This is a genomic window from Pseudoduganella sp. LjRoot289 (assembly GCF_964252925.1).
In the GTDB taxonomy this organism is placed as follows: domain Bacteria; phylum Pseudomonadota; class Gammaproteobacteria; order Burkholderiales; family Burkholderiaceae_D; genus Rugamonas.
In genome coordinates, this window is sequence record NZ_CAXUPN020000001.1 from 4,435,778 (window position 1) to 4,460,144 (window position 24,367).

Annotated in this window: 21 protein-coding genes; 6 read left to right on the top strand and 15 right to left on the bottom strand. The window is 63.7% G+C overall.

Features of this window, described 5'->3' with window-relative positions; all coding sequences use genetic code 11:
• Positions 1 to 12 precede the first annotated feature (12 nt).
• Both ACSQ8Y_RS18900 and ACSQ8Y_RS18905 read left to right on the top strand, forming a co-directional pair.
• Positions 13 to 819, top strand: coding sequence for an isocitrate lyase/PEP mutase family protein (locus tag ACSQ8Y_RS18900; RefSeq protein WP_436267975.1), 807 nt, complete (start codon positions 13 to 15; stop codon positions 817 to 819).
• Positions 820 to 904: 85 nt separating this feature from the next.
• The gene (locus ACSQ8Y_RS18905) at positions 905 to 1,822 is read left to right on the top strand and encodes a substrate-binding periplasmic protein (protein ID WP_436267976.1); all 918 of its coding nucleotides are present in this window, start codon (positions 905 to 907) and stop codon (positions 1,820 to 1,822) included.
• A gap of 6 nt (positions 1,823 to 1,828) precedes the next feature.
• Here ACSQ8Y_RS18905 and ACSQ8Y_RS18910 read toward each other — a convergent pair whose 3' ends face one another.
• The 12 genes from ACSQ8Y_RS18910 to puuE form a co-directional block, all read right to left on the bottom strand.
• On the bottom strand, positions 1,829 to 2,086 hold the full coding sequence (locus ACSQ8Y_RS18910; RefSeq protein ID WP_436267977.1) for a hypothetical protein: 258 nt from the start codon (positions 2,084 to 2,086) through the stop codon (positions 1,829 to 1,831).
• 2 nt (positions 2,087 to 2,088) lie between these two features.
• Positions 2,089 to 2,316 carry a type II toxin-antitoxin system HigB family toxin gene (locus ACSQ8Y_RS18915; RefSeq protein WP_436267978.1) on the bottom strand — a complete coding sequence of 76 codons (228 nt, stop codon included), beginning with the start codon at positions 2,314 to 2,316 and terminating at the stop codon, positions 2,089 to 2,091.
• A 135-nt stretch (positions 2,317 to 2,451) separates the two neighbouring features.
• Complete coding sequence (locus ACSQ8Y_RS18920; protein ID WP_436267979.1) at positions 2,452 to 3,597, bottom strand: S1/P1 nuclease; 1,146 nt, start codon at positions 3,595 to 3,597, stop codon at positions 2,452 to 2,454.
• Positions 3,594 to 4,811, bottom strand: coding sequence for a phospholipase D-like domain-containing protein (locus ACSQ8Y_RS18925; protein ID WP_436267980.1), 1,218 nt, complete (start codon positions 4,809 to 4,811; stop codon positions 3,594 to 3,596). The genes ACSQ8Y_RS18920 and ACSQ8Y_RS18925 overlap by 4 nt, the downstream gene beginning before the upstream one ends.
• Before the next feature lie 13 nt (positions 4,812 to 4,824).
• Positions 4,825 to 6,519: a bifunctional metallophosphatase/5'-nucleotidase gene (locus ACSQ8Y_RS18930; RefSeq protein ID WP_436267981.1), complete on the bottom strand. Its 1,695-nt coding sequence runs from the start codon at positions 6,517 to 6,519 to the stop codon at positions 4,825 to 4,827.
• A gap of 160 nt (positions 6,520 to 6,679) precedes the next feature.
• A complete protein-coding gene (locus ACSQ8Y_RS18935) occupies positions 6,680 to 10,117 on the bottom strand; it encodes a carboxypeptidase regulatory-like domain-containing protein (RefSeq protein ID WP_436267982.1) in 3,438 nt (1,145 codons plus the stop codon).
• A 541-nt stretch (positions 10,118 to 10,658) separates the two neighbouring features.
• On the bottom strand, positions 10,659 to 12,158 hold the full coding sequence (locus tag ACSQ8Y_RS18940) for an adenosine deaminase (RefSeq protein WP_436267983.1): 1,500 nt from the start codon (positions 12,156 to 12,158) through the stop codon (positions 10,659 to 10,661).
• A gap of 164 nt (positions 12,159 to 12,322) precedes the next feature.
• Positions 12,323 to 13,630 carry a guanine deaminase gene (guaD, locus tag ACSQ8Y_RS18945; RefSeq protein WP_436267984.1) on the bottom strand — a complete coding sequence of 436 codons (1,308 nt, stop codon included), beginning with the start codon at positions 13,628 to 13,630 and terminating at the stop codon, positions 12,323 to 12,325.
• 8 nt (positions 13,631 to 13,638) lie between these two features.
• The gene (gene xdhC / locus ACSQ8Y_RS18950; RefSeq protein ID WP_436267985.1) at positions 13,639 to 14,889 is read right to left on the bottom strand and encodes a xanthine dehydrogenase accessory protein XdhC; all 1,251 of its coding nucleotides are present in this window, start codon (positions 14,887 to 14,889) and stop codon (positions 13,639 to 13,641) included.
• A 1-nt stretch (position 14,890) separates the two neighbouring features.
• The gene (gene xdhB, locus ACSQ8Y_RS18955) at positions 14,891 to 17,221 is read right to left on the bottom strand and encodes a xanthine dehydrogenase molybdopterin binding subunit (RefSeq protein ID WP_436267986.1); all 2,331 of its coding nucleotides are present in this window, start codon (positions 17,219 to 17,221) and stop codon (positions 14,891 to 14,893) included.
• Between the two features lie 10 nt (positions 17,222 to 17,231).
• Complete coding sequence (gene xdhA, locus ACSQ8Y_RS18960) at positions 17,232 to 18,698, bottom strand: xanthine dehydrogenase small subunit (RefSeq protein WP_436267987.1); 1,467 nt, start codon at positions 18,696 to 18,698, stop codon at positions 17,232 to 17,234.
• Between the two features lie 87 nt (positions 18,699 to 18,785).
• On the bottom strand, positions 18,786 to 19,739 hold the full coding sequence (gene puuE / locus ACSQ8Y_RS18965) for an allantoinase PuuE (protein WP_436267988.1): 954 nt from the start codon (positions 19,737 to 19,739) through the stop codon (positions 18,786 to 18,788).
• An 82-nt stretch (positions 19,740 to 19,821) separates the two neighbouring features.
• On the opposite strand from puuE, the gene uraH reads away from it, so the two are divergent.
• Positions 19,822 to 20,175: a hydroxyisourate hydrolase gene (gene uraH, locus ACSQ8Y_RS18970; protein ID WP_436267989.1), complete on the top strand. Its 354-nt coding sequence runs from the start codon at positions 19,822 to 19,824 to the stop codon at positions 20,173 to 20,175.
• Positions 20,176 to 20,259: 84 nt separating this feature from the next.
• Here the strand turns inward: uraH and ACSQ8Y_RS18975 are convergent, their stop codons facing one another.
• Positions 20,260 to 21,501, bottom strand: coding sequence for a glutamate carboxypeptidase (locus ACSQ8Y_RS18975; protein WP_436267990.1), 1,242 nt, complete (start codon positions 21,499 to 21,501; stop codon positions 20,260 to 20,262).
• Positions 21,502 to 21,634: 133 nt separating this feature from the next.
• Between ACSQ8Y_RS18975 and ACSQ8Y_RS18980 the strand changes: the two genes are divergently transcribed.
• Positions 21,635 to 21,889 carry a type II toxin-antitoxin system prevent-host-death family antitoxin gene (locus tag ACSQ8Y_RS18980; RefSeq protein ID WP_436267991.1) on the top strand — a complete coding sequence of 85 codons (255 nt, stop codon included), beginning with the start codon at positions 21,635 to 21,637 and terminating at the stop codon, positions 21,887 to 21,889.
• Positions 21,879 to 22,172 carry a type II toxin-antitoxin system RelE family toxin gene (locus ACSQ8Y_RS18985; RefSeq protein WP_436267992.1) on the top strand — a complete coding sequence of 98 codons (294 nt, stop codon included), beginning with the start codon at positions 21,879 to 21,881 and terminating at the stop codon, positions 22,170 to 22,172. Before ACSQ8Y_RS18980 ends, ACSQ8Y_RS18985 begins: the two co-directional genes overlap by 11 nt.
• Before the next feature lie 7 nt (positions 22,173 to 22,179).
• Here the strand turns inward: ACSQ8Y_RS18985 and ACSQ8Y_RS18990 are convergent, their stop codons facing one another.
• On the bottom strand, positions 22,180 to 22,608 hold the full coding sequence (locus ACSQ8Y_RS18990; RefSeq protein ID WP_436267993.1) for an META domain-containing protein: 429 nt from the start codon (positions 22,606 to 22,608) through the stop codon (positions 22,180 to 22,182).
• Between the two features lie 105 nt (positions 22,609 to 22,713).
• Here ACSQ8Y_RS18990 and ACSQ8Y_RS18995 point away from each other — a divergent pair, with 105 nt between their 5' ends.
• Positions 22,714 to 23,019 (top strand): PsiF family protein, encoded by a 306-nt coding sequence (locus tag ACSQ8Y_RS18995; protein ID WP_436267994.1) that lies wholly within the window; start codon positions 22,714 to 22,716, stop codon positions 23,017 to 23,019.
• A gap of 22 nt (positions 23,020 to 23,041) precedes the next feature.
• Here the strand turns inward: ACSQ8Y_RS18995 and ACSQ8Y_RS19000 are convergent, their stop codons facing one another.
• Positions 23,042 to 24,259, bottom strand: a complete 1,218-nt coding sequence (locus tag ACSQ8Y_RS19000; protein ID WP_436267995.1) for a hypothetical protein — start codon at positions 24,257 to 24,259, stop codon at positions 23,042 to 23,044.
• Between the last annotated feature and the right edge of the window lie 108 nt (positions 24,260 to 24,367).

Below are 24,367 nucleotides of genomic sequence, written 5' to 3' on the forward strand. Positions count from 1 at the left end.
AAGGAGATTTGCATGAACGCACTGGTGTCGACATTCCGGCAACTGCACAACGGCCCGCAACTGCTGCGCCTGGCCAACGCCTGGGACGCGGGCAGCGCCCGGCTGATAGAAAGCCTGGGCGCGCAAGCGGTCGCCACCACCAGCGCCGGGGTGTCATGGTCGCAGGGCTACGCAGACGGGCAAAAAATGCCGGCGGACGTGGCCATCGCCGCCGCCCGCAGCATCGCCCGCGTGCTGCAGGTGCCGCTCACCGTGGATGCCGAAAACGGCTATTCGGACGACCCGCAAGCCGTCGCCGCCCACGTCATGCGCCTGGCCGACAGCGGCGTGGCCGGCATCAACATCGAGGACGGCAACGACGCACCGGACCTGCTGGCCCGCAAGATTAGCGCCATCAAGGACGCTGCCGCCAAAGCCGGCGCCGACATCTTCGTCAACATACGCACCGACGTCTATCTGCGCGGCCTGGCGCCGGAAGCGGAACGGGTGCAGGAAGTGCTGTCGCGCGCGGCGCTGTACCGCGCAGCGGGCGCCGACGGCCTGTTCGTGCCGGGCGTCTGCAAGGCAGAGGAGATCCAGCGCATCGCCGGCGCGGCCGGCCTGCCGCTGAACGTGATGGACTGGCCGGGCGTACCGGATGCGGCGCAACTCGCCGCACTGGGCGTGCGTCGCCTGAGCGCCGGCTCCGGCATCGCCGAAGCGCTGTGGGGCGTCGGACGGGAGATGGCGCAGAGTTTCCTCGACGGCGGCAACATCGGCCCGCTCAAGGACAAGGCCATGACCTACGGCCAGATCCAGCAGCTGTTCCTGGCCCGGTAGGCCGATCCCGGCAAGCCTGTCGAATTCGCAACGCTATTGCGGCGTGCCGCTTGCTGGCAGAGCGGCCGGATGGCACACTGAATGCATGGAGCGCTCATCCCCCACCCGCAGACGCTTTCTCCAGGGCACGCTCACCAGCTGCCTCTGGCCGGTGCTGGACAGCGCCAATGCAGGGCTGTCCAGTCCGCAAACCCTGGTCTACCCACGCTACATCGACGCGGTGGACCAGCTCTACGATTATGACTGGCTGATCCTGCGCACCTCGCTCGAGAAATCGGCAACGGCCTTCGGGCCTTTCGACATGAAACAGCTGGACGAGCCCATGTCGCCGCAGCGGGTCCAGCAGGAGCTCAGCCTGGCGCAAGGGCGCATCAACGTGTTCGCCTATCCCACGGCGCGCGATCTGGAGCAGCGCTTCCTGCCGATCCGCATCCCCATCGACAAGGGCTTGCTGGGTTTCCGCGTGTTCCTGGTGCGCGCCACCGACCTGCCGCGCTTCGAGGCCGTGCGCAGCGTGCAGGACCTGCGCGGCATGCGGGCAGGCCAAGGCAAGGGCTGGGTCGATATCCCCATCCTGCGCGCGGCCGGCATGCCGGTGGTGGAAGGTTCGTCGGATAGCATGTATTCGATGCTGATGGCGGGCCGCTTCGACTACTATTCACGCGGCGTGGACGAGGCGCCGCGCGAGTTGGCCGAGAACAGGCAGCGCTACCCGCAAATGGCGCTGGAGCCCAGTCTGCTGCTGCACTACCCGCTGCCGCGCTATATTTTCGTCCGGCGCGACGCCGAGGGCGAGCAGTTGGCCAGGCGCATCAAGGCGGGGCTGGAAACGATGGTGCAGGACGGCACGCTGAACGCGCTGTTCCGCCAGCACAAAGGCCCCATCATCGAACGTTGCGGCCTGGACAAGCGGCGCCTGCTGACGGTGCCCAACCCCTTCATGTCGCCCGACACCCCGCTGCAGCGGCCGGAACTTTGGTATCGGCCGCTGGCGGGGAAATAAAGACTGTCACGGGTTTGCTTCAAGAGAAAACAAGGCAAAATGCTGACGATCATAGAGCATCACCAGGTCCGAAATCAGATCAAGCAGGCCTGCCAGGGGATGCTGCTCATCGTCTCCGATAGTGTCAATCAACTGATCCATCAGACTCACCGCATGATCGTAGTCTGCCTCGGACCTGAGAGCGCGCAAACAGCTGATGCGTGCAAATTCTGCCCACAAACCTTGCAACGCAGCCAGATCAATACCTTCCGACATGGTATTCATCGCTACCCTCCTCTTTTCCGATAGTGCTTGCACCACACATCATATTCCGAATGCGTCCATACACCACAAATGTACACTTTGTGCGCGTCATACCGGATGTGAACCACTAAACGATATTTGTTGCCGCCAATGTCGAACACAGTGTAAGGACGTACGTAGTCGGCACTAGGGAAGTCTGCGCGCAGGCATTGAAATCCTGATATTGGCGACTGGTCATGCGTTTTCCCCACTCCCGCATCGGCGCCTCAGCCGATGGATGCCGCTGCCAGAATTCTCTCAGTCTCTTTTCGGTGATGATATGCATAGGGCAGTGTACGAAGTTCGAACAGGCGCCCTATTGAGACTAAACAGTGATTGTTGACGAATTAAGGCCAGATCGCCTGCAGCAGCGATGCCAGGTGGTAGCCGCCTTTGATCAGCTGCTCTTTGGCGATGGCCGACGATGGCACCGGGTAGTTGTCCGGCACGTTCAGCGTCCACACCGTATAGACGGTGCCGGTGCGGCTGGTCTGTTTGCCGGCGGCGCCTATGGTGACGTCGGCGTGCGCCAGCTTGGCCACCGCCAGCGCGTCGTCCGCCCACTGGTAAGGCCAGCTGGCTGGGTCGCCCGAGTTGCCCGCCACGGCCGGCTTGCCGCCGATGGCGATCTGCGCGAACTGCTCCGGCGTGCGCGCGCTCACGCGGCGCATCGCATAGTCCACCACCGTGGTGTCCCAGTAAGAGTGGAAGGGTTTGGTCTTCGGCACGGGCGAAGCGGTCTGCGAGACGGCCGGCTTGGCGTCGGCCGTTGGCGCTATAGCCGCAGCAGCCGCCGATGCCGATGAAGCGGCAACCGTATCCGGCTTGGCTGCTTCCCCCTCTTTCGGCGCCGCGGCCGGAATCAGCGCGCTGCTGTTGGCGAGCAGCTTGGCATCGTCCAGCAGCATATTGTTGCCGCCCTGCGGATTGAAGATGTTCACGCCGTCGATCTGTTCCTGCTTCAGCGGCACGACGAACACGCCGTTCTTGCTGATGAAGGCCGAACCCACGTGCAGCGGCTGGTGCACGTCGCCGGCCAGGTGGGCCAGCAGCAGCAAGGCCTGGCGTCTGGTGAACTTGTGCGGATTGACGGCCGCGCCGTCCTTGCCCTGCAGGACCCAGATCGCCTGGCGCAGCGACTGCACGATGTCGTGCTCGTCGGTGCCGACGCCGTGGTCGTGGTATTCGTTCAGCTGGAACGGCACGTCGGTGTAGTGGTACTCGCTGTGCTTGGGATTGGCGGCCGTGTAGTCGGTCATCTCCGGCGTCTGCGGACCGCAGTAAGTGCCCTTCACGCAGTCCATCCAGTTGGCGACCTTCTCCAGGCTTTCGCCCGGCACCAGCAGCGCGCGCACCTGCTTCTCGGCGTTGCTGCCCTTGATCAGCTGGTCGGCGATGGCGCCGACCACGCGGTGGCCGTCGTTACCCCATGCCATGACGTTGGTCGATACGAACGCCGCGCCCAGCGCCAGCACACATGCAAGCTTCTTCATTCTTGTTTACCTTTGCTCGGTTTCGGATAATTCCTGTTCACGTCCAGCGGCGCCGCGTACGGAGAATCCCACAACTGCTCATGCAGGGCGCCCAGGCGCTGCGCCATCTTCTCGTTGCGCATCACCACTTCCAGGTTGCGCGACAAATCGAAGTAGCCGCCGGCCCAGTTGCTCGTGCCCACCCATGCGACCTTGCCATCGATGCTCATGGTCTTGCTGTGGATGACGCGCGCGAACGGAATGAAGCCGGTCGACGCGGCGGGCAGCGTCACGATCCTGATCTCCACGTTGGGCAGCATGGCCAGGCTTTTCAGGTAGGCGATCGCGGGCGCCTCGGTGTTCCAGTTCGAGACCATCAGCTTGATCTTCACGCCGCGCTGGGCGGCCGCGCGCACAGCGTTGTCGACCACCGGATAATAGGGACGCGTGCCTTTCGCGCCGTAGCTGAGCGGCGCGTAGTCCAGCAGCTGCACGCGCACTTCGCTTTGCGCCTCGTCCAGCAGCGCCGGCAGGGCGCGCTCGGAATCGGCCACGCCTTGCGGGTTGTAGGCGTAGGGGCTGGCCAGCAGGAATGCGTCCGGCGCGTAGTTGGCGCTGAACGTCGACGTGCCGATTTCCGGCACCCGCAAACCACGCGCCTGGCGCGCCTGCGCATTCCAGTCCTGCTCGAATATGGACTGCACCTGCCGCACCACTTTCGCATCCGTGATGCGCAAGCCGGTTTCGTGGATGTGGGCGAACGAGCGCCAGTCGAAGTTCTGGCTGCCCACGAAAGCCACCGCGCCGTCCACCACCAGGTACTTGGCGTGGATGATGCCATTGCCGGTCAGCTGGTTGAAATCGAGGATGCGCAGTTCCACATTCGGGATCGCCTTCAGGCGCTCGAGGGTCGGCGCCTCGGACAAGTTGATGCCCTTTTTATCGAGCAGGAAGCGGATCTTCACGCCGCGCTTGCCCGCTGCTTCCAGGCGCTCCATGACTTTCTCGAAGGCGCTGCCTTCGCGCACCACGGCGTAAAACTGGCCGATCGCGATGTCCTTCTTCGCGTTGTCGAACAGTTCGGTCCACACCGCCGCAGCTTCGCGCAGGTCGGGATTGGAGAGCGAGGTTTCGACCGGCGTGGTCAGCACCAGCTCATAGCCCGGAATGGAAAAGTCGGCGCGGGCGCTGCCGAAGGAGGCGGCCAGCAGTGTGGCAAGTAGTAAGCGGCGCATAGAATTTCCTTGCTTATTTGAGACGCTGGATACGGCCCGCCGACACGGCGGACCCGGCCGGCTTGCCATCACGGTCGCGCTGCGCCAGGTAGGCAGCCAGCGCGTCGATGTCGCGGATGGAGGTTGGTGCGCGGTTGGTACCGCGGGCGAATGTCGGGAAGTAGTCGCCGCCCTCGGACAGGAAGTGGTTGGTCACCACGCGGTAGCTGGCACCGTCCTCGACGCGCACGCCATGCAGCAACAGGCTGCCCGGCACCACGCGCTGGCCGCCGGGCTGCTTCGGGTCCCACTGGTAGGTGAAGCCGTCCGATGACTGCAACATGCCGCGCGTGACGTTGCGGCCCTGCAGGAACTGCTCTTCCAGCAGCGCGCGGAGCTGCGCGCCGGTCAGGTTCATCACGTCCAGCGTATTCCCGAACGGGAGCACCATTTGCAGCTGGCCCAGCGTGGCCATATTGTCCGCTCCCGCCAGCAAATCGTTGCGCAGCCCGCCCCGGTTCATAAAGGCGATTTGCGCGCCAAAAGACTTGGCCGCGTGCAGCATGGAGTCGGCCACCAGGTCGCCCACCGCAGACTCGTCGATATCGTCCGCTTCTGTGCGCCCCACCCTGCCCACCGCCAGGCGGGCGACCGGTTTGGCCAGCACCTCGGCGCTGCGCTGGCGCACATTGGCCAGATAGGCGGCCATGGCCGGATCGGCCGCGTGGCGGTTCTGCGTCATGACCTCGTTGCGCGCACTGCTGTCTAGCAGCGTGTTGCTGGCCTTGTCCACACGCAGGCGGATGCGCGACATCACATGGCCGGCCGTCTCGGCCTGCGTCACCAGGCGGCCGTCCACGCGGCACAAATAGCCTTTGTGCGAGTGGCCACTGACGATGACGCGGATGGCCGGATCGAGGCGCTTGACCACGTCCACGATCTCGCCCTGCAGGTTGGGGCAGTCCGGCTGGTTCAGCGCGGCCGTCGTACGTCCGCCCTGGTGGATCAGGACAACGAACACGTTCACGCCCTGCTCGCGCAGTTCCGGCAGCACGCGGTTGATGGCTTGCGCTTCGTCCTCGAACTGCAGGCCGGCGATGCCGGAAGCCAGCACCGCGTCGGCGGTGTCTTTCAGCACGGCGCCGATGAAGCCTATCTTCACGCCGTGCGCCTCTTCGATGCGGTAGGCCGGCAGGAAAGGCTTTTTGGTGACCATGTCCACCACGTTGGCAGCCAGGTACTGGAATTTGGCGCCGGGGTAGACAGGCGTGAACTTGCACGCCTTGTCCGGACGCGGCGACGCGCAGCCGCCCTTCTGCTGGCGCAGCAGCTCGGCGCGGCCGGCGTCGAATTCGTGGTTGCCGACCGAAGTCACGTTCAGGCCCAGCAGGTTGAGCGCGCCCAGCGTGGTTTCGTCGGCCCACATCGACGAGATGGCCGGACTGGCGCCGATCAGGTCGCCGGCCCCCACCAGCAGCAATTCGTGATCTTCCCTGCGCCATGCCTTCAGCGCGGCGGCAATGGTATCGATGCCGCCGGCCAGTTCACTGCGGGCCTCTCCACCGGCGTCGGTGTAGTTGAATTTGCTCGCTTCGATGTAGCCGTGGAAGTCGTTCAGCGTGGCCAGGTTGATGTCCACCACCGTGGCTGGACGGATGGCGGCGCAGCCCGACAGCAGCGCGGCCGCCATTGCCAGTGCCACCGTTGGAAATTGGAGGGAAATTTTCATCGTAAATTGAGAAACAGGTGTGACTATTGTACCGCTCCGCAGCCGCGCGTCGGCGGGCTGGACGGGCAGCGAAACGTTACGTTACAGAGTAAATGCGGACCCAAAAAAAAACGGCTGGTGTCGCCACCAGCCGTTCATTCGGACTACTTAAGCGACGAGCTTAGAACTCGTACTTGACGGTAGCCTGGATGGCCCACTGGGATTCGCCCTTGGCTTGGCGCACGTCGAGGTCTTCAACCTTGTCGCGCAGCTGGTAGACGTACTTGTTGCCTTCCATGCCGACGAAGTCAACGAAGCTGCGAGCCTGGCCGCCATTTGACTGGAAACCCACTTCATTGATACGGCCCCACTTCTTGTTGAGCATATTACCGACGTTGAACATGTCGAGCGTGAACAGCGCTTTGTGGCCGCTGATGAAGCTCGGGATCTCCTGGCTGACGCGCATGTCGAAGCTGTTGGTCCATGGCGCGAAGTCGGTGTTGCGGCCGACCACTTTGCCGGCGGCCGATTTCAGCACCTTGTTGTCGTTGACGATGGACCAGAATTTGTCTTCGTTGGCATGGCTGGTTGCGGTGTCGCCCCTGAACACCACTTCGCCAGCACCTGGTGCGGAAGGGATGTACATCAGGTCGTTGCCGCCCAGGCCGTCGCCGTTCAAGTCGTTGTTGACGGTCCAGCTGTACGGTTTGCCGGCACGGCCTTCATAGAACAGGCCAAACGAGGTCTTGTACGAGGCGAAGAAACGCTTCTGGAAGTTGACCAGCGCGTTGATACGGTCTTTCACCAGGTAGCTCGAGTTCGATTTGACTTCTTCGTTCGGGTTGAATACCGCACGGCCAGCCCAGTTCGAGTTCGAAGTCGAGGAAGTCAGCGGCGACACTTCTCTCGCTTCCGTGTAGGTGTAGGACACCGACCAGCCGAAGCCGGCGGTCATCGGACGGCTCAGCGACATCGTCAGCAGGTTGGAACCACCTTGCTTGGTCTTGGCCGCCAGAATCACGTTGTTGAAGCTCTGGTTGGAGCCGGACTTTGCACGCAGACCGGTACAATCCGTGCCGTTGGTGATGGCGGTCGCGCTCGTGGTCGCGGTCCAGCACTTGGTGTTATAGGCTTGCTGGGTATAGTACAGTTCCCGGCCATCGCTACCGGTACGGGTTGGCGCACCCAGGTTCAAGTTCTGGTAGTAGATACCGTCCTTGACGTCAATCTTCAGGTACTCGGCACCGAATACAATCCCGTACCACGGCAGTTCATGTTCAAACGCGATGTTCGCTTTCCAGACCGACGGCTGGCGCAGGCCAGGCGCAAGGATGTCGACGTTGGCCGCCGGCGGCGTGCCGACGAAGTTGTTTGGCTGCTTGTTGATGTCCGCGCTGAAACGCCCATCGGTGTTGTCGCAAGCTGCATAGCCGGAAATGCCGCAGCCGACGGTCTTGGTGACCACGCCAGGGTTCGAGAACGCATTCGATACCCAAACTGTCGCTGCAGCGCCTTGGAACAGACCTGCGCCGCCGCGAACCTGCATCGGACGCACGCTGTCGAAGGTGTAATTGAAGCCGACGCGCGGCTGCACCAGGTTCTGGCCGTCGAAGGTGTTGGTGTTATCCAGGCCATAGCCGCCGGTCTGGCGGCCGGTTGCGGTAGTACGCGGGATCATAGGCGTAGCCACGACCGCATTGGCCAGCGGACGGTCGCCCATGCGGTTCGCGTCCACGCGCACGCCGCCGCTCACGGTCAGGCGCGGGTTGACGGTCCAGGTATCCTGCACGAACATACCGTAATTCTTCATGCTGAACTGGGCTACTGCGTCGTCCAGCGTCAGGCCGGCGTTGGCCACCTGGGTCTGGTAAGACAGTGGACGGCCACGGCTGAAGTTCTCCAGCACCGACTGTTCCATCTGTGCCGGGGTCAGGTTGGCGCAGGTGACGTTGGCTGTCGGCAGGACGCCGGTGATGCCGTTGTACTTGATATTGTTGATGCAGCCGAAGGTGTAATTGCCGAAGACGTTCTGCAGGAAGGCGTTGTACACCTTGTTGTCCTGGTAGTCGCCGCCGAATTTCACTTCATGGTCGCCCAGCGACCAGTTGGCGCCCAGGTAAGCGTCCTTGGTCTTGGTGCCCAGGATGTTGCGCTGGCGGCTGTTTTCCGTACCGAAGTTGATGAAGCGGTTGGCGGTCGACAGGTTGGCTGGCGAACCGGCAGGCAGCGCGCCCGAGAACTGCAGGCCGACCAGCGGCATCTTCGCGTTCACTTTCGGTTCCGAATCGTAATCGCGCGAGGATACCTTGAACTCGGTCGAGAAAGTCGGGGTCCAGTCGGCGGTCCACTGCGCAACCATGGTCTCGATGGCTTTTTCCTGGTTGTACCAGGTCGAGTTCAACGAAACGCCGGTGGCGCTCAGCAGTGGGAAGATCGGCTCAGCCTGCTCGGTTTTCGAGTAGCGGAACATGGCGCGGTGGTCGTCGCTGATGTTCCAGTCCAGTTTGAGCAGCTTGTCCGTGACGTTCAGCGCGGTGCCGGCAGGCACTTCCGAGGTGCCGATATCCATGCCGTACCGGTCTTTGGCGATCTGCTGCGCGGCGGCGATCGCGGCCGGCGTCACGCCGACGTTGGTCTTCTCGCTGCCCAGCGGGCCGAAGGCCGGCGCCGAGCGGCTCGACTGCAGCTTCTCGTAGTTGGCGAAGACGAACAGCTTGTCCTTGATGATAGGCGCGCCGACGGTGAAGCCCTTCGTGGTTTCCTTGAACGGCGCAGGTGGCGCGTAGGTGTCGTTGGTCGCGTTGTAGCGGTCGCCTGCCAGCGCGTCGTTGCGGAACACGTAGTAGACGCTGCCCTTGACCTTGTTGGTGCCCGATTTGGTGACGGCGTTGATGTTGCCGCCGGTGTAGCCCTTTTGGGTCACATCGTAGTTGGCCACGTTGATCTGCACCGACTGGATCGCTTCGATCGAGATCGGCTGCTTGGCCGTTGGCGAGCCGTTTGCTTCCAGCCCGAAGGTATCGTTGACGGACACGCCGTCGATGGTCAGCGAGTTGTAGCGCGCGTTCTGGCCGGCCACGGACATTTCGCCGCGTTCCTTGTCGGTCTGCGAAACGCGCGGGTCGCTGCGGGCGTAATCCTGCAGGTTGCGGTTGATCGAACCCTGGATCGCCAGTTCGGTGGCGGAGATGCTGGTGCCCGCGCCCATCGAGGTCTTCGAGAACTTGTCGGAACGGCCGCCAGCGACGCCGGCGATGGTTACGGTTTGAATGGCTTCGCCGCCCAGGGTGGCATCCACGTTGGCCGTTTCGGCCAGCTGGACGAACACGCCTTCGCGCTTCTCGGTCACGCCGTTCTTGGTGATGGTGATCGTGTACGGGCCGCCCACGCGCAAGCCACGTGCGACATAACGACCTTCCGCGTCCGTGACCACGTTGCTCGTGGAGCCGGATTCGGTGTGCAAGATCGTGATAGTCGCGCCGCCTGCAGGTTTGCCGTCGACACCGGAAATGCGGCCGCCGATGGCCGACGTGGTGTTCTGAGCGTATGCCGGCGCCGCGAGCGCGATGGACAGGCTGAGCGCGATTTGCGTCAACCGTAGCCGTGGATGCTTGATCATTGTATAACCCCAAAAAAGACTAATATTATTGAAGCGCTGTCAGCCGTCCTGTAGGCTGGCCGGGCGTTCCTCTTTACTTTGCTGCAAACTTGCCGACCGGTGCGCCACGTGTGCCTGGCACCGGGAGAGATGCTCTGTAGCGAAAAACGAGTGAGTCTATATATGCAATGTTTCAAGAACGTGACACCGCTACAGCGGGTACGACGGTCGCGCAACATGGTATTTTTGTAATGCTGATCTCACTATGCATGAAGCAAAAATGCATGACAAATTCGTTTTTCCTCGCGGATTCAGACCATAAATATATAAATCGGCCGGTTTTAGTCGGCCGACTGGATATGGAATGGGAAATTAGCCGGAATTATAAAGTTGGCTGAAATTAATTCATGGCCAAAATGAAAAAGGGGCGCAGAAAAGCGCCCCATGTGTTGCTACCAAACCACAAAGTTTTCAAAAAAATATTGCAAATCAACCATTTTGCCAAACGATCAGTTTGGCTTGCAAAGCTTCGTACGGCTTGGTTACCGGGTCATAATCACCATCAATGCGCCGCATTGTGCAGCGAAGACGCAACATCCGCCTCAAAACGCGAGAATTTGACGGCCAGGGCGCGCAGCAGGCGCTCCTTGTCTGCTGCGGCAAGGAAGCTGTAACGGATGCTGTCGTATGACAATTTCTTTACTTCCGCATAACTGGTCTTGTAGCGGCTGGCGAACAGCACATATTCGTTGGCCAGGTTGTTGCGCGACACGCCTGCGTCGTCGGTCGAGATGACGAAGGGCACGCCGTACTTGCGGTACAGCGTGACGGGATGGGCATCGCCCTTGATGCCGAGAATGAAATCGTTGCTGGTCAGGTTCACTTCGACGGCGATGCCGCGGTCACGCATTTTTTTCATGGTGGCCAATGCATTGCCCTCGTGCGCAATGTCCATGCCATGGCCGATGCGGCTGGCGCCGGCCACATCAATGGCGTCGGCGATGTGCGACTGCAGGCCTTCAGGCGGCACCATGCCCAGCGCCAGTTCGCCCGCGTGCAGCGCCAGTTTCACGTCCGGGTACTTCGCTTTCAGGAATTTGAACATCTGCATGTGCAGCTTGTAGTCGCGCATCGATACATAGGTACTTTCCTGGCCGACGATGTTCACGCCCACCACTTTCGGGTTCTCGCTCGCCAGCTTGAAGGCCGACACCATGGACGAAAACACCTGCGACGGCGACAGGAAGCGCAGCACGAAAGGCTGGTAGCGCATGGTGAACTGTTCGTCGTCGATGCCGGCGGTGGCGGTGTCGATGTTGGCCTTGTAGGCGCCCAGCCAGCCGGTCCAGCCGGCGTCCTTGTCCAGCAGGGGCAGCAGCGCTTCCAGCTGGGCGTTCAAGTGCGCGTTCATCGCGGCGCCGTCCATGCCCGGGGCCAGTACGGCTTTGTCGAAGTCCGCGTTGGCGGTGAAGGGCGCCAGTTCGAACACGGTTTCGATGTAGCTCAGGTTTTCATTGATGGCGCGCTGCTTCAGTGTGCGCAGGCCGTCGGCCGTGTTGGTCGAAGCGACGGGGTTGAAGTAGCCGAAGGTATCGAAGAAGGTGCGGTCGGGTGGGGTTTGCTGTCCGCTATGGTTGTAGAAGTCCTTGGTGCCCCAGCGTTGCAGCAGTTCGGCCAGCATGCTGTTGTCCTGCATGACCGCTACGCCCGACAGGCAGGTGCGCGCGGCTGGCGTAGCGACGCGCTCAAGCGCCAGCTTGCCGGCGTCGGTTTCGATCTGATAGGTGTTCTTGTAGACGCAGTAGTTTTGCTTGTCCACCCATTGCAGAAACTGCTCGGCGTAGATCGCGCCGGAATAGTGGTGGTGCAGGTCGCCGCCCTTGGGCATCATGGTGAAGAACAGGGTCAGCTCGGCGGACTTCGGCTGACCGCCCGAAACCAGGGAAGCGAAGTGGCGTTTGGTGGCCTCTTCGCTGGCGTTCGGCGCGGCCTTTTGCGCGTGCGCATTGCAAGCGGCCGCCACGGCCAGCGCCATCATCAGTTTCGGGAAAGTGTGCGTCATCAGGTGCCCTCGGTTAGATTGAACATCAACGAAGGGCGCTAGCTTGGCATTCCGCATTGGCGTACGCCTTGCACACAGGAGTCCATGCAACGCATGGCTCAAGGCGGCGTATGGGTTCCCGTGTGCACGGCGGTCCGCCGATGCGGAACGACAATGCTGCGGCGTCAGGCCAGGCGCTGGTGGACCTGCTCGCCTGCCGCATAGGTCGCGGCCACGGTGCGGTCGTCGCCCAGCAAGGCCAGCGCGAACAGCAGCTCTTCCAGGCTTTCGGTGTGGCCCGTCCGGCGCGCCAGCAGCGGCGTGGCCTGCGGGTCGAGCACCACGAAGTCCGCCTCCGCGCCTGCCGCGAAACTGCCTATCGTGCCTTCCAGCTGCATGCTGCGGGCCGCACCCAGCGTGGCCAGGTAGAACATGCGCAGCGCCGGCAGATAACTGCCCTTCAAGCGCGCTACTTTATAGGCTTCGTTCATGGTTTGCAACATGGAGAAGGAAGTGCCCGCGCCCACGTCGGTCGCCAGCGATAACAGCATGCCCGCTTCGTCGGCGCGTTCGAAGTCGAACAGGCCGCTGCCAAGGAACAGGTTGGAGGTCGGGCAGACGGCGGCGGCGGCCTGTGTCTCCGCCATCCTGCGGCGGTCGCCCTCGTCGAGCCAGATGCAGTGGCCGTACATGGCGCGCGGACGCAGCATGCCGTATTGGTCGTACACGTCCAGGTAGCTGCGCGCTCCCGGGAACAGCTCCTTCACCCACTTCACTTCGTCCTCGTTCTCGGACACGTGGGTCTGGATATAGGTGTCCGGATAGGCGCGCGCCAGCTCGCCCGCCACCGCCAGTTGCGCCTCGGTGGAAGTGGGCGCGAAGCGCGGCGTGATGGCGTACAGCGCGCGGCCGCGCTTGTGCCAGCGCTGGATCAGCGCTTCGCTTTCGCGGCCGCCGGTTTCGGCGCAGTCCTGCAGGAAGGTCGGGCAGTGACGGTCCATCAGCACCTTGCCGGCGGCCATGCGCAAGTTGCGCTTTTCGCTGGCGGCGAAGAAGGCGTCAACCGATTGCGGATGCACGGTGCAGTACACCATGGCAGTGGTGGTGCCGCAGCGCAGCAACTCGTCGAGGAAGAATTCGGCCGTCGCGGCGGCGTGCAGCGGGTCTTCGAACTGGCGCTCGGTCGGGAAGGTGTAGGTGTTCAACCAAGGCAGCAGGCCGGGCGCCGGCGAGGCGATCATGTCGGTCTGCGGATAGTGCACGTGGGTGTCGATGAAGCCGGGCGTGATCACCTTGCCGCGGTAGTCGTGCACCACCGTGCCCGCCGGCAGCGTGGTGTGCAGCGCCGCGTAGTCGCCTGCCGCCTGCACTTTTCCGTCTGCGACGATCAGCAGGCCGTCCTCGTGCCAGTGGTGGGCGTCCGGCGTAAACGCTGGATCGGCGTGGAAGTGCAGCAAGCCTGCGCGGTAGGCTTGCACCTGGGTCGTTTGCATAGGAGTCTCTAGATCTTGTATTGCGTGGAACCGGCTGCGCGCAGCAGGGTTGCTGTCTGGCTCAGCGGCTTCGGCAGGCGCTCGGACTCCTGCTCTTCCCACACGCCCAGCAGCTGGGCGCACACGGAAGCGGCGATGACGGCTGGCGCCTTGTTGGTTATGCCGGCGATACCGATCGGGCACACCATGGCGTCGATGCGGGTCTGGGCGATGCCTTTGGCCTGCAGCCGGTGTTCGAACTGCATGCGCTTGGTCTTGGAGCCGATCAGGCCGAACCAGTAAACGTCCTTGCGTTGCAAGATGGTTTCGGTCAGGCGCTGGTCGAGCGCGTGGTTATGGGTCAGCACCAGATAGCTGCTGTTGGGCGGCGCGTCGGCCACGCAGGCTTCCGGCCACTCGCTCGCTTCCACCGTGACATTGGCGGGGATGTCGGCCGGGAACATGTCTTCGCGTTCATCGACCCAGGTCACGGTGCATGGCAGTTCGGCCAACGCGCGTACGATGGCGGCGCCGACGTGGCCGGCGCCGAACAAGGTCAGGTGCGCGCGCGGGGCCAGGATGGGATCGACCATCCAGCGGCGCCCTGCTTCGTCCTGCATCAGGTGCGCGCCACGGTCGCGCGCGAAGGCCGGCGCGGACAGCGGGTCGGCCATCGGCGTAGCCAACGGCGCGGTAGCGGCCCCATGCGCGGCGGCCACGCTGGTGGCGGCGGCGGTGACGGCGGTAGCGCTGACGGCGGTAGCCGTGGCGGTGGCGGTGGCGGCGGTGACGGCGGTGGCGCTGACGGCGGTAGCGGTGGCGGTGGCGGTGGCGGCGGTGGCGGCGATGGTGGCGGCGGCGGCAGGGCCGGGTTTCGCCGCCGACAGCGGCTGGCCGTGCATGTCGAACAACGCGACGCAGGCCGGGCCATCGATGGCGGTCAAACGCCAGCAGTCCTCGCGGCGGCGCTCGCGCAGGGCCGCCATGACGGCGCCGAGGCGCGTATCGACGCGTTCGAACAGCAGGTAGACCACGCCGCCGCAGCACTGCCCCAGGCTGGGGCCGAGCGCGAAACGCTCGTAGCGCACGGCCTGGCCGGTGAGCATCTCGCGCGCGATGTCGATGGCGCGCATTTCCAGGTGGCCGCCGCCTATGGTGTCGAATTCATGGTCCGCCGTCACCAGCATCTTGGTGCCGGCCTCGCGCGGACCGGAGCCGTCCACGCGCGCCACGGTAATCAGCACCGCCGGTGCCTTGGGATCTGTCAGCCAGTCGCTCATACTATTTCATTGCCGCTTCAACAGCGGTAATGGCCTTGAGGATTTCTTCGGAAGTCGCCGGCGCGTTCAGCGGCGGATGGATCTTGTGGCCGCCGACGGCCGAAACGGCGTCGCGGATGGCGAAGAACACCGAGAACGGCAGCAGCAGCGGCGGTTCGCCCACGGCCTTGGAACGGTGGATGCTGTCCTCGACGTTGCAGTTCTGGAACAGGCGCACGCGGAAGTCTTCCGGGCAGTCGGACACGCCGGGAATCTTGTAGGTCGACGGCGCGTGCGTCATCAGCTTGCCGCCCGCGTTCCACCACAGTTCTTCGGTGGTAAGCCATCCCATGCCCTGGATGAAGGCGCCCTCCACCTGGCCGATGTCGATGGCCGGATTTAGCGACTGGCCCGCGTCGTACAGCGCGTCGGCGCGCAGCAGTTTCCATTCGCCGGTCAGCGTATCGACCACCACTTCGGACACGGCCGCTCCGTAGGCGTAGTAGGAGAAGGGATGGCCGGTCATGGTCTTCGGGTCCCAGTGCAGGTGCGGCGTGGCGTAGTAGCCGTCCGACCACAACTGCACGCGCGCCAGGTAAGCCTTCTGCACCAGCTCCGGGAAGGGCAAGGCGTGGCCGTTGACGTGGATGCGGTTATCGTAGAACAGCACCTCGGCCGCGTCGCCGCCGTACTGCTTGACCGCGAAGACGGCCAACCGTTCGCGGATCTGGCGCGCGGCGTCCTGCGCGGCCTTCCCGTTCAGGTCGGCGCCGGTGGAGGCGGCGGTGGCGGAGGTGTTGGCGACCTTGCTGGTGTCGGTGGCGGTGATGCGCACGCGCTCCAGGTCCAGCCCCAGTTCATGCGCGACCACCTGCAGCACCTTGGTGTTGATCCCCTGCCCCATCTCGGTGCCGCCGTGGTTGACCAGCACCGAGCCGTCCACATACACGTGCACCAGCGCGCCGGCCTGGTTCAGGTGCGTGACGTTGAAGGCGATGCCGAATTTGAGCGGCGTCAGCGCCAGCCCCTTCTTCAGCAGCGGACTGCCGGCGTTATAGGCGGCCACCGCCGCGCGCCGCGCGCGGTACTCGCTGCTCTGCTCCAGTTCCGCAGTCAGTTCGGCGATCACGTTGTCGACCACCACCTGGCCGTAAGGGGTGACGTTGCGCTCGTCCTTGCCGTAGAAATTCAGGCGGCGGATGTCGTAGGCGTCCTGCCCGAGATCGCGCGCGATTTCGTCGATGATGTATTCGATGGCGATGGCGCCCTGCGGCCCGCCGAAACCGCGGAAGGCGGTGTTTGACTGCGTGTTGGTCTTGCCGCAGGCGGCGCGGATGTCGACGTCCGACAGGTAGTAGGTGTTGTCGAAGTGGCAGACCGCGCGCGTGGCGACGGGGCCGGACAGGTCGGCCGAGTAGCCGGCGCGCGAGACCATGTCCACCTTGGCGGCGATGATCTTGCCGTCGTCGCCGTAGCCTACTTCGTATTCATAGTAGAAGCAGTGGCGCTTGCCGGTGACGAGCATGTCGTCGTCGCGGTCGGCGCGCAGCTTGACCGGGCGGCCGGACTTCCTGGCGGCGATGGCGGCGGCGGCGCACCACAGCGCCGATTGCGATTCCTTGCCGCCGAAACCGCCCCCCATGCGGCGGCACTCGACCTGGATATTGTGCGAATGCACGCCCAGCGCGTGCGCCACGACGTGCTGCATCTCGCTCGGGTGCTGCGTCGAGCACAGGATCTGCATGCCGTTCTGCTCTTTCGGGATGGCATAGGCGATCTGGCCTTCCAGGTAGAACTGTTCCTGGCCGCCGACGTACAGCGTGCCCTTCACCGTGCGCGGCGCGCGCTCGAACGCGGCCTGGTAGTCGCCGCGCTTCAAATGCATGGGCGGCAGCACATAGGACTGCGCGGCCTTGGCCGCTTGCGGCGTCAGGATGGCGGGCAGTTCCTCGTAGCTGACGTTGGCGCGGCGGGCGGCGCGGCGGGCGTTGTCGTGCGTGTCCGCCAGCACGATGAAGATGGGCTGGCCCACGTATTCCACCTTGCCGTCCACCAGGATGGGATCGTCGTGGATGATGGGGCCGCAGTCGTTGGTGCCGGGGATGTCGCGCACCGTGTACACCGCCACCACGCCGGGCGCGGTGCGCACCGGGTCGAGATCGATGGCGCTAATGTTGGCGTGCGCCTTGGACGACAGGCCGAGCGCCGCATGCAGGGTGCCGCGCAGTTCGGGAATGTCGTCGGTGTAGGTGGCCTGGCCCAGCACGTGCAGCTCGGCCGATTCGTGCGGTTTGGCCAGGCCCACGGCGGTCCACGCCATGGCTTTGATATCCGTTGCGCCGGGATGGTTCATGGCGGTCCTTTCAGGCGCGGCAAGCGAAGGCGTTGACGGCATTGGCCGCAAGCGGCGCGTCAACACGGGTTTCGAACCAGAAGCGGCGCAGCAGGTTTTGCGCCGTCTTCATGCGGTAGGTGCTGGAGGCGCGCATGTCGCTCAGCGGTTTGTAGTCTTGCGCCAGCAGGTCCATGGCGACGGCCAGATTGGCTTCGCTCCATGGCTTGCCGTTCAGCGCGGCCTCTGCCAGCGCGGCGCGTTTCGGCGTGGCCGCCATGCCGCCGAAGGCGATGCGCGCTTCGCGCACCGTCTCGCCGTCCAGCGCAAAAGCGAAGGCGGCGCACACGGCGGAGATGTCCTGGTCGAAGCGCTTGGCCAGCTTGTAGGTGCGGAACTGCACGCCGGCGCGCGGCAGCGGGACGCGCACGGACTGCACGAATTCGCCGGGCTGCAGATCCTTCTTCTGGTAGTCGAGGTAGAAAGCGTCCAGCGCCAGCGTGCGCGGGCCGGCCGGGCCGCGCAGCACCACTTCGCTGCCCAATGCGATCATCCACGGCATGGAGTCGCCGATCGGCGAGCCGTTGGCGACGTTGCCGCCCAGGGTGCCCGCGTTGCGGATGGGGAGCGACGCGAAGCGCTGCCACATTTCGCCCAGCTGTTCGGGGTAGTGCCGGCACAGCGCCGCGTAGGCGTCGTTCAGCGACACGCCAGCGCCGATTTCCAGCATGCCGCCGTCGTCGCTGACGGTCTTCAGCACGTCGACGTGGCCCAGGTAGATGATGTCGTTCAGTTCGCGCATCTGCTTGGTGACCCACAGGCCGACGTCGGTGGAGCCGGCCAGCAGCAGCGCGGAAGGACGGCTGGCGCGCAGCGCGGTCAGTTCCTCCAGCGTGCGCGGGGCGTGGAAATGGCGTTCGCCGACGCTGTAGGTGGCCAGCTTGTCGCGCTTGAGCGCTTCCAGCTGCTGCGCCAGCGCGGCGCGGTCGAACGCCACTTTCGGCAGTTCGGTCATGCGCTGGGCCGCTTCGATGATGGGGCGGTAGCCGGTGCAGCGGCACAGATTGCCGGACAAGGCGTCGTCGACTTCCTTGCGCGCGCAGGGCTGTGCGTCGTTTTTGAGGTACATGCCCCACAGGGACATGGCGAAACCGGGTGTGCAGAAACCGCACTGGGAACCGTGGCATTCGACCAGCGCCTGCTGCACCGGGTGCAGCGCGCCGTCCGGCTGCTGCAGGTCTTCCACGGTGAACAGGGCTTTGCCGTCCAGCGTGGGCGTGAACTGGATGCAGGAATTGACGGATTTGAGCTCGACCTGGCCGTCGACCAGGGTGCCGACCACCACCGTGCAGGCGCCGCAGTCGCCCTCGGCGCAGCCTTCCTTGGTGCCGGTGCAATGCAGATCCTCGCGCAAGTGCTGCAGCACGGTCTGCGTCGGCGACACCGTGCTCACTTCATGCACGGCGCCACGATAGTAAAAGCGGATCGGTTCTGACATTGTAGCCTCGGGGGGTTATCCTGGATTACAAGGTTAGCAGTTCACGGCGCCCGTTACTTATATTATTCGGATGATGTCGGATATGCTTTATTCGGCATAAGGATGGGTCGCATGCCAATGCTCGGCGATATCGATGCGGCGCGTGATCCAGACTTTGTCCAGGCTCTGCACATAATCGAGGAAACGCGCCAGCGCGGCGGCCCGGCCCGGACGGCCTATCAGGCGGCAATGCAGGCCGATCGACAGCATTTTCGGCTGGTTCAAGCCATTCGGATCGCCCTCGGCGTACAGGGTGTCGAACGCGTCCTTCAGGTAGTCGAAGAACTGCGTGCCCGAGTTGAAACCCTGCATGGCGGCGAAGCGCATGTCGTTGGTGTCCAGCGTGTAGGGCACGATCAGTTGCTGGCTGACCACATCCCGGCCGCTGCCGTCCTTGTGCGCCACCGGCAGCCAGAACGGCAGGTCGTCGCCGTAGTGGTCGGCGTCGTAGCGGAAACCGCCGTGCTCGATCACCAGCTTGTGCGTATTCGGCGAGTCGCGGCCCGTGTACCAGCCCTGCGGCGCGCTGCCGGTCAGCTCCTGGATGATCTCGACCGCTTCCTTCATATGGGCGCGCTCGGTGGCCTCGTCCATGTTCTGGTAGGAAATCCAGCGCAAGCCGTGGCAGGCGATTTCGTGTTTCAGTTCCAGGAAGGCGGCCACCGCCTCCGGGTTGCGCTTGAGCGCCATCGACACGCCGAATATGGTCAGCGGCAGCTTGCGCTCTTCGAACATGCGCAGCAGGCGCCACAGGCCGGCGCGCGAGCCGTACTCGTAGATGGTCTCCATGCTAAGGTGGCGCGTCGGAAACGCCGCCGCGCCGATAATCTCGGACAGGAAGGTTTCGGAGGCGGGGTCGCCGTGCAGGACATTGTTTTCGGCGCCCTCTTCATAATTGAGAACGAACTGCAGCGCCACGCGGGCGCCGCCCGGCCATTGCGCATGGGGTGGGGTGCGGCCGTAGCCGATCATGTCGCGGGGGTAGTTGTCGTAAGTGCTCATCCGCCAATAATATATGGCATTGCCGACATCAGTATAGGTTTTGTACGATAGCGTGATTCACTCAACACATATAGGACTCATCATGGGAAAACTCAGTACGCACGTGCTCGACACCTCCGCGGGCAGGCCGGGCGCGGGCGTGAAAGTGGCGCTGTTCGAAGTGCGGCCGGAAGGCAAGGTCTTGCTGAAGATGGAGATCACCAACGCCGACGGCCGCTGCGCCAGCCCGCTGCTGGAAGGCGACACGATGAAGGCCGGGCAGTATGAACTGGTGTTCAACGCCGGCGACTATTTCGCCGGACAGGGCGTGGACCTGCCGTCGCCGCGCTTTATCGACCTGGTGACTATCGCCTTCGGCATCGCCGATCCTGCACAGAATTACCATGTGCCGCTGGTGGTCTCGCCTTGGTCTTACTCTACCTACCGGGGAAGCTGAGGAGGAAGCTGAGGAGGAAGCCGTGACGCACAGGCGCGGCTCCTTAGCCAGCATGGGCCGCTCCGCCTGCGCGAGAATCACACGCTAAGGCCGCTGGCCGTACTCCTGGATGAGCCGCGCCAGCAGATAGACGCGCGGAGCGATGCTGTCCACTTCCGCGTATTCCTCGGGCGTGTGGATGGCGCCGCCGACGATGCCCAGGCCGTCGATGGTCGGCACGCCGGCCGCGAAGGTCAGGCTGGAATCGGCCGCGCCGCCCGAACTTTCCAGGGTCAGCTTGCGGCCCAGTTCCGCGTACACGGCCTGCACCCTGGCAGCCACTGCGTCGGTGACCGGGCTTTTCGGCATCGGCGGGAAACCGCGCCGCAGCTTGGCGTTGACCTTGGTGTCCGGAATCAGATGGTTGGCCGAGATGCGCGCCAGGTCCTGCTCGACGCGGTCGAACTCCTCCGGCACCGCCACCCGCACATCGGCCTGTACCAAGGCGCGGTCCGGAATCACATTGCTGCGCTCGCCCGACTTGATGACCGTGAAATTGACCGTGGTCTGCTTGCCGCTGTCGGCCAGCTTGGACAGTTGCAGCATCTGGTGCGCCGCCTCCATCGCCGCGTTGCGGCCGGAATCGGGCGCCACGCCCGCGTGCGCGGCCTTGCCCGTCACTTCCAGCTCGATGTCGCCGCTGCCCTTGCGCATCACCACCAGGCCGTCTGCCGGCCGGCCCGGTTCCAGATTCAGCGCCACGTCATGCTCCCTGGCGAGCTTTTCCATCAGCGCGCGGGTGCCGCGCGAGCCGGTTTCCTCGTTGGTATTGAGCAGCAGGGTGACCTTGGCGTAGTGGTTGAAATCCGACTGCTTCAGGATCTTCAGCGCCGCCAGCGCGACCACGATGCCGCCCTTGTCGTCCATGATGCCCGGGCCGTAGGCGCGGTTGCCCTCGATGCGGAACGGCCGCGCGGCGGCGGCGCCGTCAGCGAAGACAGTGTCCATGTGCGCCACCAGCAGGATGCGGCCCTTGCCGGTGCCCGTCAGCGTGGCCTGGATGTTGCGGCTCAGCGCAGGCGTGGCAGGCGACGTTTCCACCTTGGCGCCCAGCTTGGCCAGCTCTTCCTGCACGACGGCGCCCACGCGGTCCAGGCCCGCGCCGTTGAACGTGCCCGAGTCGATATTGACCAGCCGCTCCAGCAACTGCAGCGCCTCCGGCCTGGCCTGCTCCGCCTTCGCCAGCAGCGGCTGGTTCGCCTCCGCCGCACCGGCAGCACCGCACGCCAGCGCCAGCAGCATCCCGGCTACAGCACCGCCCTTGGCCCACACCGCATCTTTGCCCATCACTTCTCCCCAGAGGATTTATTAGTCAACAATAGTAGCCCAACAATAGTACTCCCGCTTGTGCGATCCGAAACGGAAGCATATTATTGGACCAATTAATACACGAAATAACGTGCTTTTCTTGGGAAACCGTATGGCACTCACAAATTCCATTTTCGCTTCGACAACCGTCAGCATTACCGAACTGCGTCGCAATCCGGGTGCGGTTATCGAAGAAGCCGGCGGCATGCCGGTTGCAATACTCAACCACAACCGCCCGACCGCATACCTGGTCCCTGCCGAGGCATTTGAGGCCCTGCTTGAACAGTTGGAGGATTTGGATCTTGCTGAAGTGGTCCGCCAGCGACGGGGAGGCAAGACTGTAAAGGTCTCGCTGGATGAGCTATAAGCTTGAATTCAACGAGGATGCACTGAAGGAGTGGAAGAAGCTGGATGGCTCCATCAGGGAACAATTCAAAAAATTGCTGACGCGGCGATTGATTGCGCCGCACGTCCCGTCGGCCAGGCTGCACGGCGCGGACATGCAACACATCTACAAGATAAAGTTACGCGATCTCGGATACAGGCTGGTCTACGAGGTCATAGACCAGACTGTAACTGTGCTCGTTTTAAGCGTAGCGAAGCGGGACAAAAATCGCGCTTACGACTTGGCAATACGGCGCCGCACTTAATCCGCGATCACTGCGCCGTGAAGCGGGCCAATTGGCCGGTATCGCCGCTCAGGATCAGGGTTTTTCCTTCGACTTTCCAGGTGCGCGTGGCGTTGAGCGCCTGCAGGAAGGTATTTTCCTGGCGGCTGGCCGATTCGTCCGCGCAGGCGCGGCGGGTCGAGGCCAGCGGTCCCAGCTTCAGCGACTTGCCGCTCCACTGGTAGGCGCCGTTGAAGTTGTTGCAGCCGCCGCTGCCGGATACCACGCCCCGCGCCGAATCGAACGTCAGCGATTGCTGGCCGCCCGGCTGGCCGGCCAGTTCCGCAAGCTTCCACGAGGTGTCCGTCAGCGATGCGCCCGCAGGCGCCGTCGCCGTCTGACTGGTGCCGCAGCCACTCGCCAGCGTCGCCGCAGCCAGCGCGGCCGCCGCCATCATCCATTTGCCCATATTTTGCATAGCCCACTCCTTTCAGTTGTGTTGCTTCCAAAACACATGAAATCGGAAATACTGTCGTATAGTTAGCCTTAGCAGTTCCGCCACTCAACTCTACAGGATTACGTCATGAAGAAGATCATTGCCGTTCTGGCCGCCCTCGGTTTCGCCACCTCCGCTTTCGCTGCGCCTGAAGCGGCGTCCGCTCCCAAGAATTCCCAGCAATCCAAGATGGCGACCTGCAACGCCGATGCGACCGGCAAGAAAGGCGATGAGCGCAAGGCCTTCATGAAGGAATGCCTGAGCGCCAAACCAGCCGCCGCCGCGCCGGTAACGCAGCAGACCAAAATGAAAACCTGCAACGCGGACGCCACCGGCAAGAAGGGCGACGAACGCAAAGCCTTCATGAAGGAATGCCTGAGCGCCAAGAAATAACTCCGGCGGAAGGCCGCACAGATTACTTCAGCAAGTTCTCGTACCAGGCCTTCTTGCTCTTCTCCACGATCACCGCCTGGTAGGCGCCGATGTCCAGCGCGCCGACCACCGGCCGCTGCATGCCGCCCGCCACGTGCTTGTACTGCATCACCGGGCGCAGAGGCACGCCGGACGGCAGCACCGGCGCCTCGGCGCCGGCGTTGATGATCTTCGGGTTCTCGGTCGGCACCAGGTTGTAGCCAGCGCGGTCGACGAAATCGACCTCCATGGCCGCGTAGTTGTTCCTGGAGACGGCCGAGGCCTGGTTGGTCAACTGCCCCTTCCCCACGAATAGATTATTCTGGATCAGCGCAGGCGCCTTGACGCGCTCATGCACGCGCACGAACACGCCGTTACGCTTGTCGTCGTTGAGGAAGGTGTTGTTCAGCACGTATAGCGCGTCGTTCGCGCCGCCCCCCTCGTTGCCGTAGGCCAGCAAAGTGTTGTTGTCGTTGTCGGCCGGCTGTTCGATCACATTGCCCACCACATAGGCCTGGCCCGCGTTCGGCAAGTCGATCTCGAAGCTGGGACGGCCGGCGGCGGTGCTGCCCTTTTCGCCCGGCGCCAGGCTGGAGAAGCGGTTGTAGGCGATGGTATTGATGCGGGCGCGCGACTTCAGGTTGTGGCCGACGTTGGCGTCGTGCGAGAAATTGAAGCGGAAGCTCAGGCTGGCCACGTCGCCGACGTAGATGTTGTGGGTCTGGCCGCTGCCGTCGCCATTGCGGCCGAACTCGTTGTTCTCCAGCACGATGCGGCTGGTCGGCGAGGCCCCGGTCAGCACGCCGTTCTCGTTGTCATGCAGAAAGCTGTTCTTCAGCGTGAAGTTGTTGCCTTCGATACGCAGCGCGGCGCCGTTGTGGTCCGCTACCTTGGTGTTGAAGATTTCCACGTTGTCCACCGTCACGTCGTTGCCCGCGACTATCCAGGCCCCCTTGCCTTCCGCGCCGCGCCCTTCGGCGTCGATGCGCGCGCGGCCGTGCACGCCGCGTACGGTGAGGAAGCTGGCGGCGATCTTGCACACTTCGCCCTTGTACAGGCCGGCCTCGATCTCCACCGTGTCGCCGCTGCGGGCGGCGGCGAACGCCAGGCACGGCCGTGCGTAGGCCATGCCCGGCCCAACGTTCAGCACGGCGGCATGGACGGCGGTTTGAGCGAAGCAGATCGATACAGCCAAGGCCAGGTGGCGGACGCGTAACGTCATGATGCAATCCTTGTGAATTTGGAACTGCAATTTTACGACGGCGCAGCGCTGGCACGGCAGAAAATCAGCGGCTCCGGCATCTGCTCGCAGACACGGCGAATTGGCTTG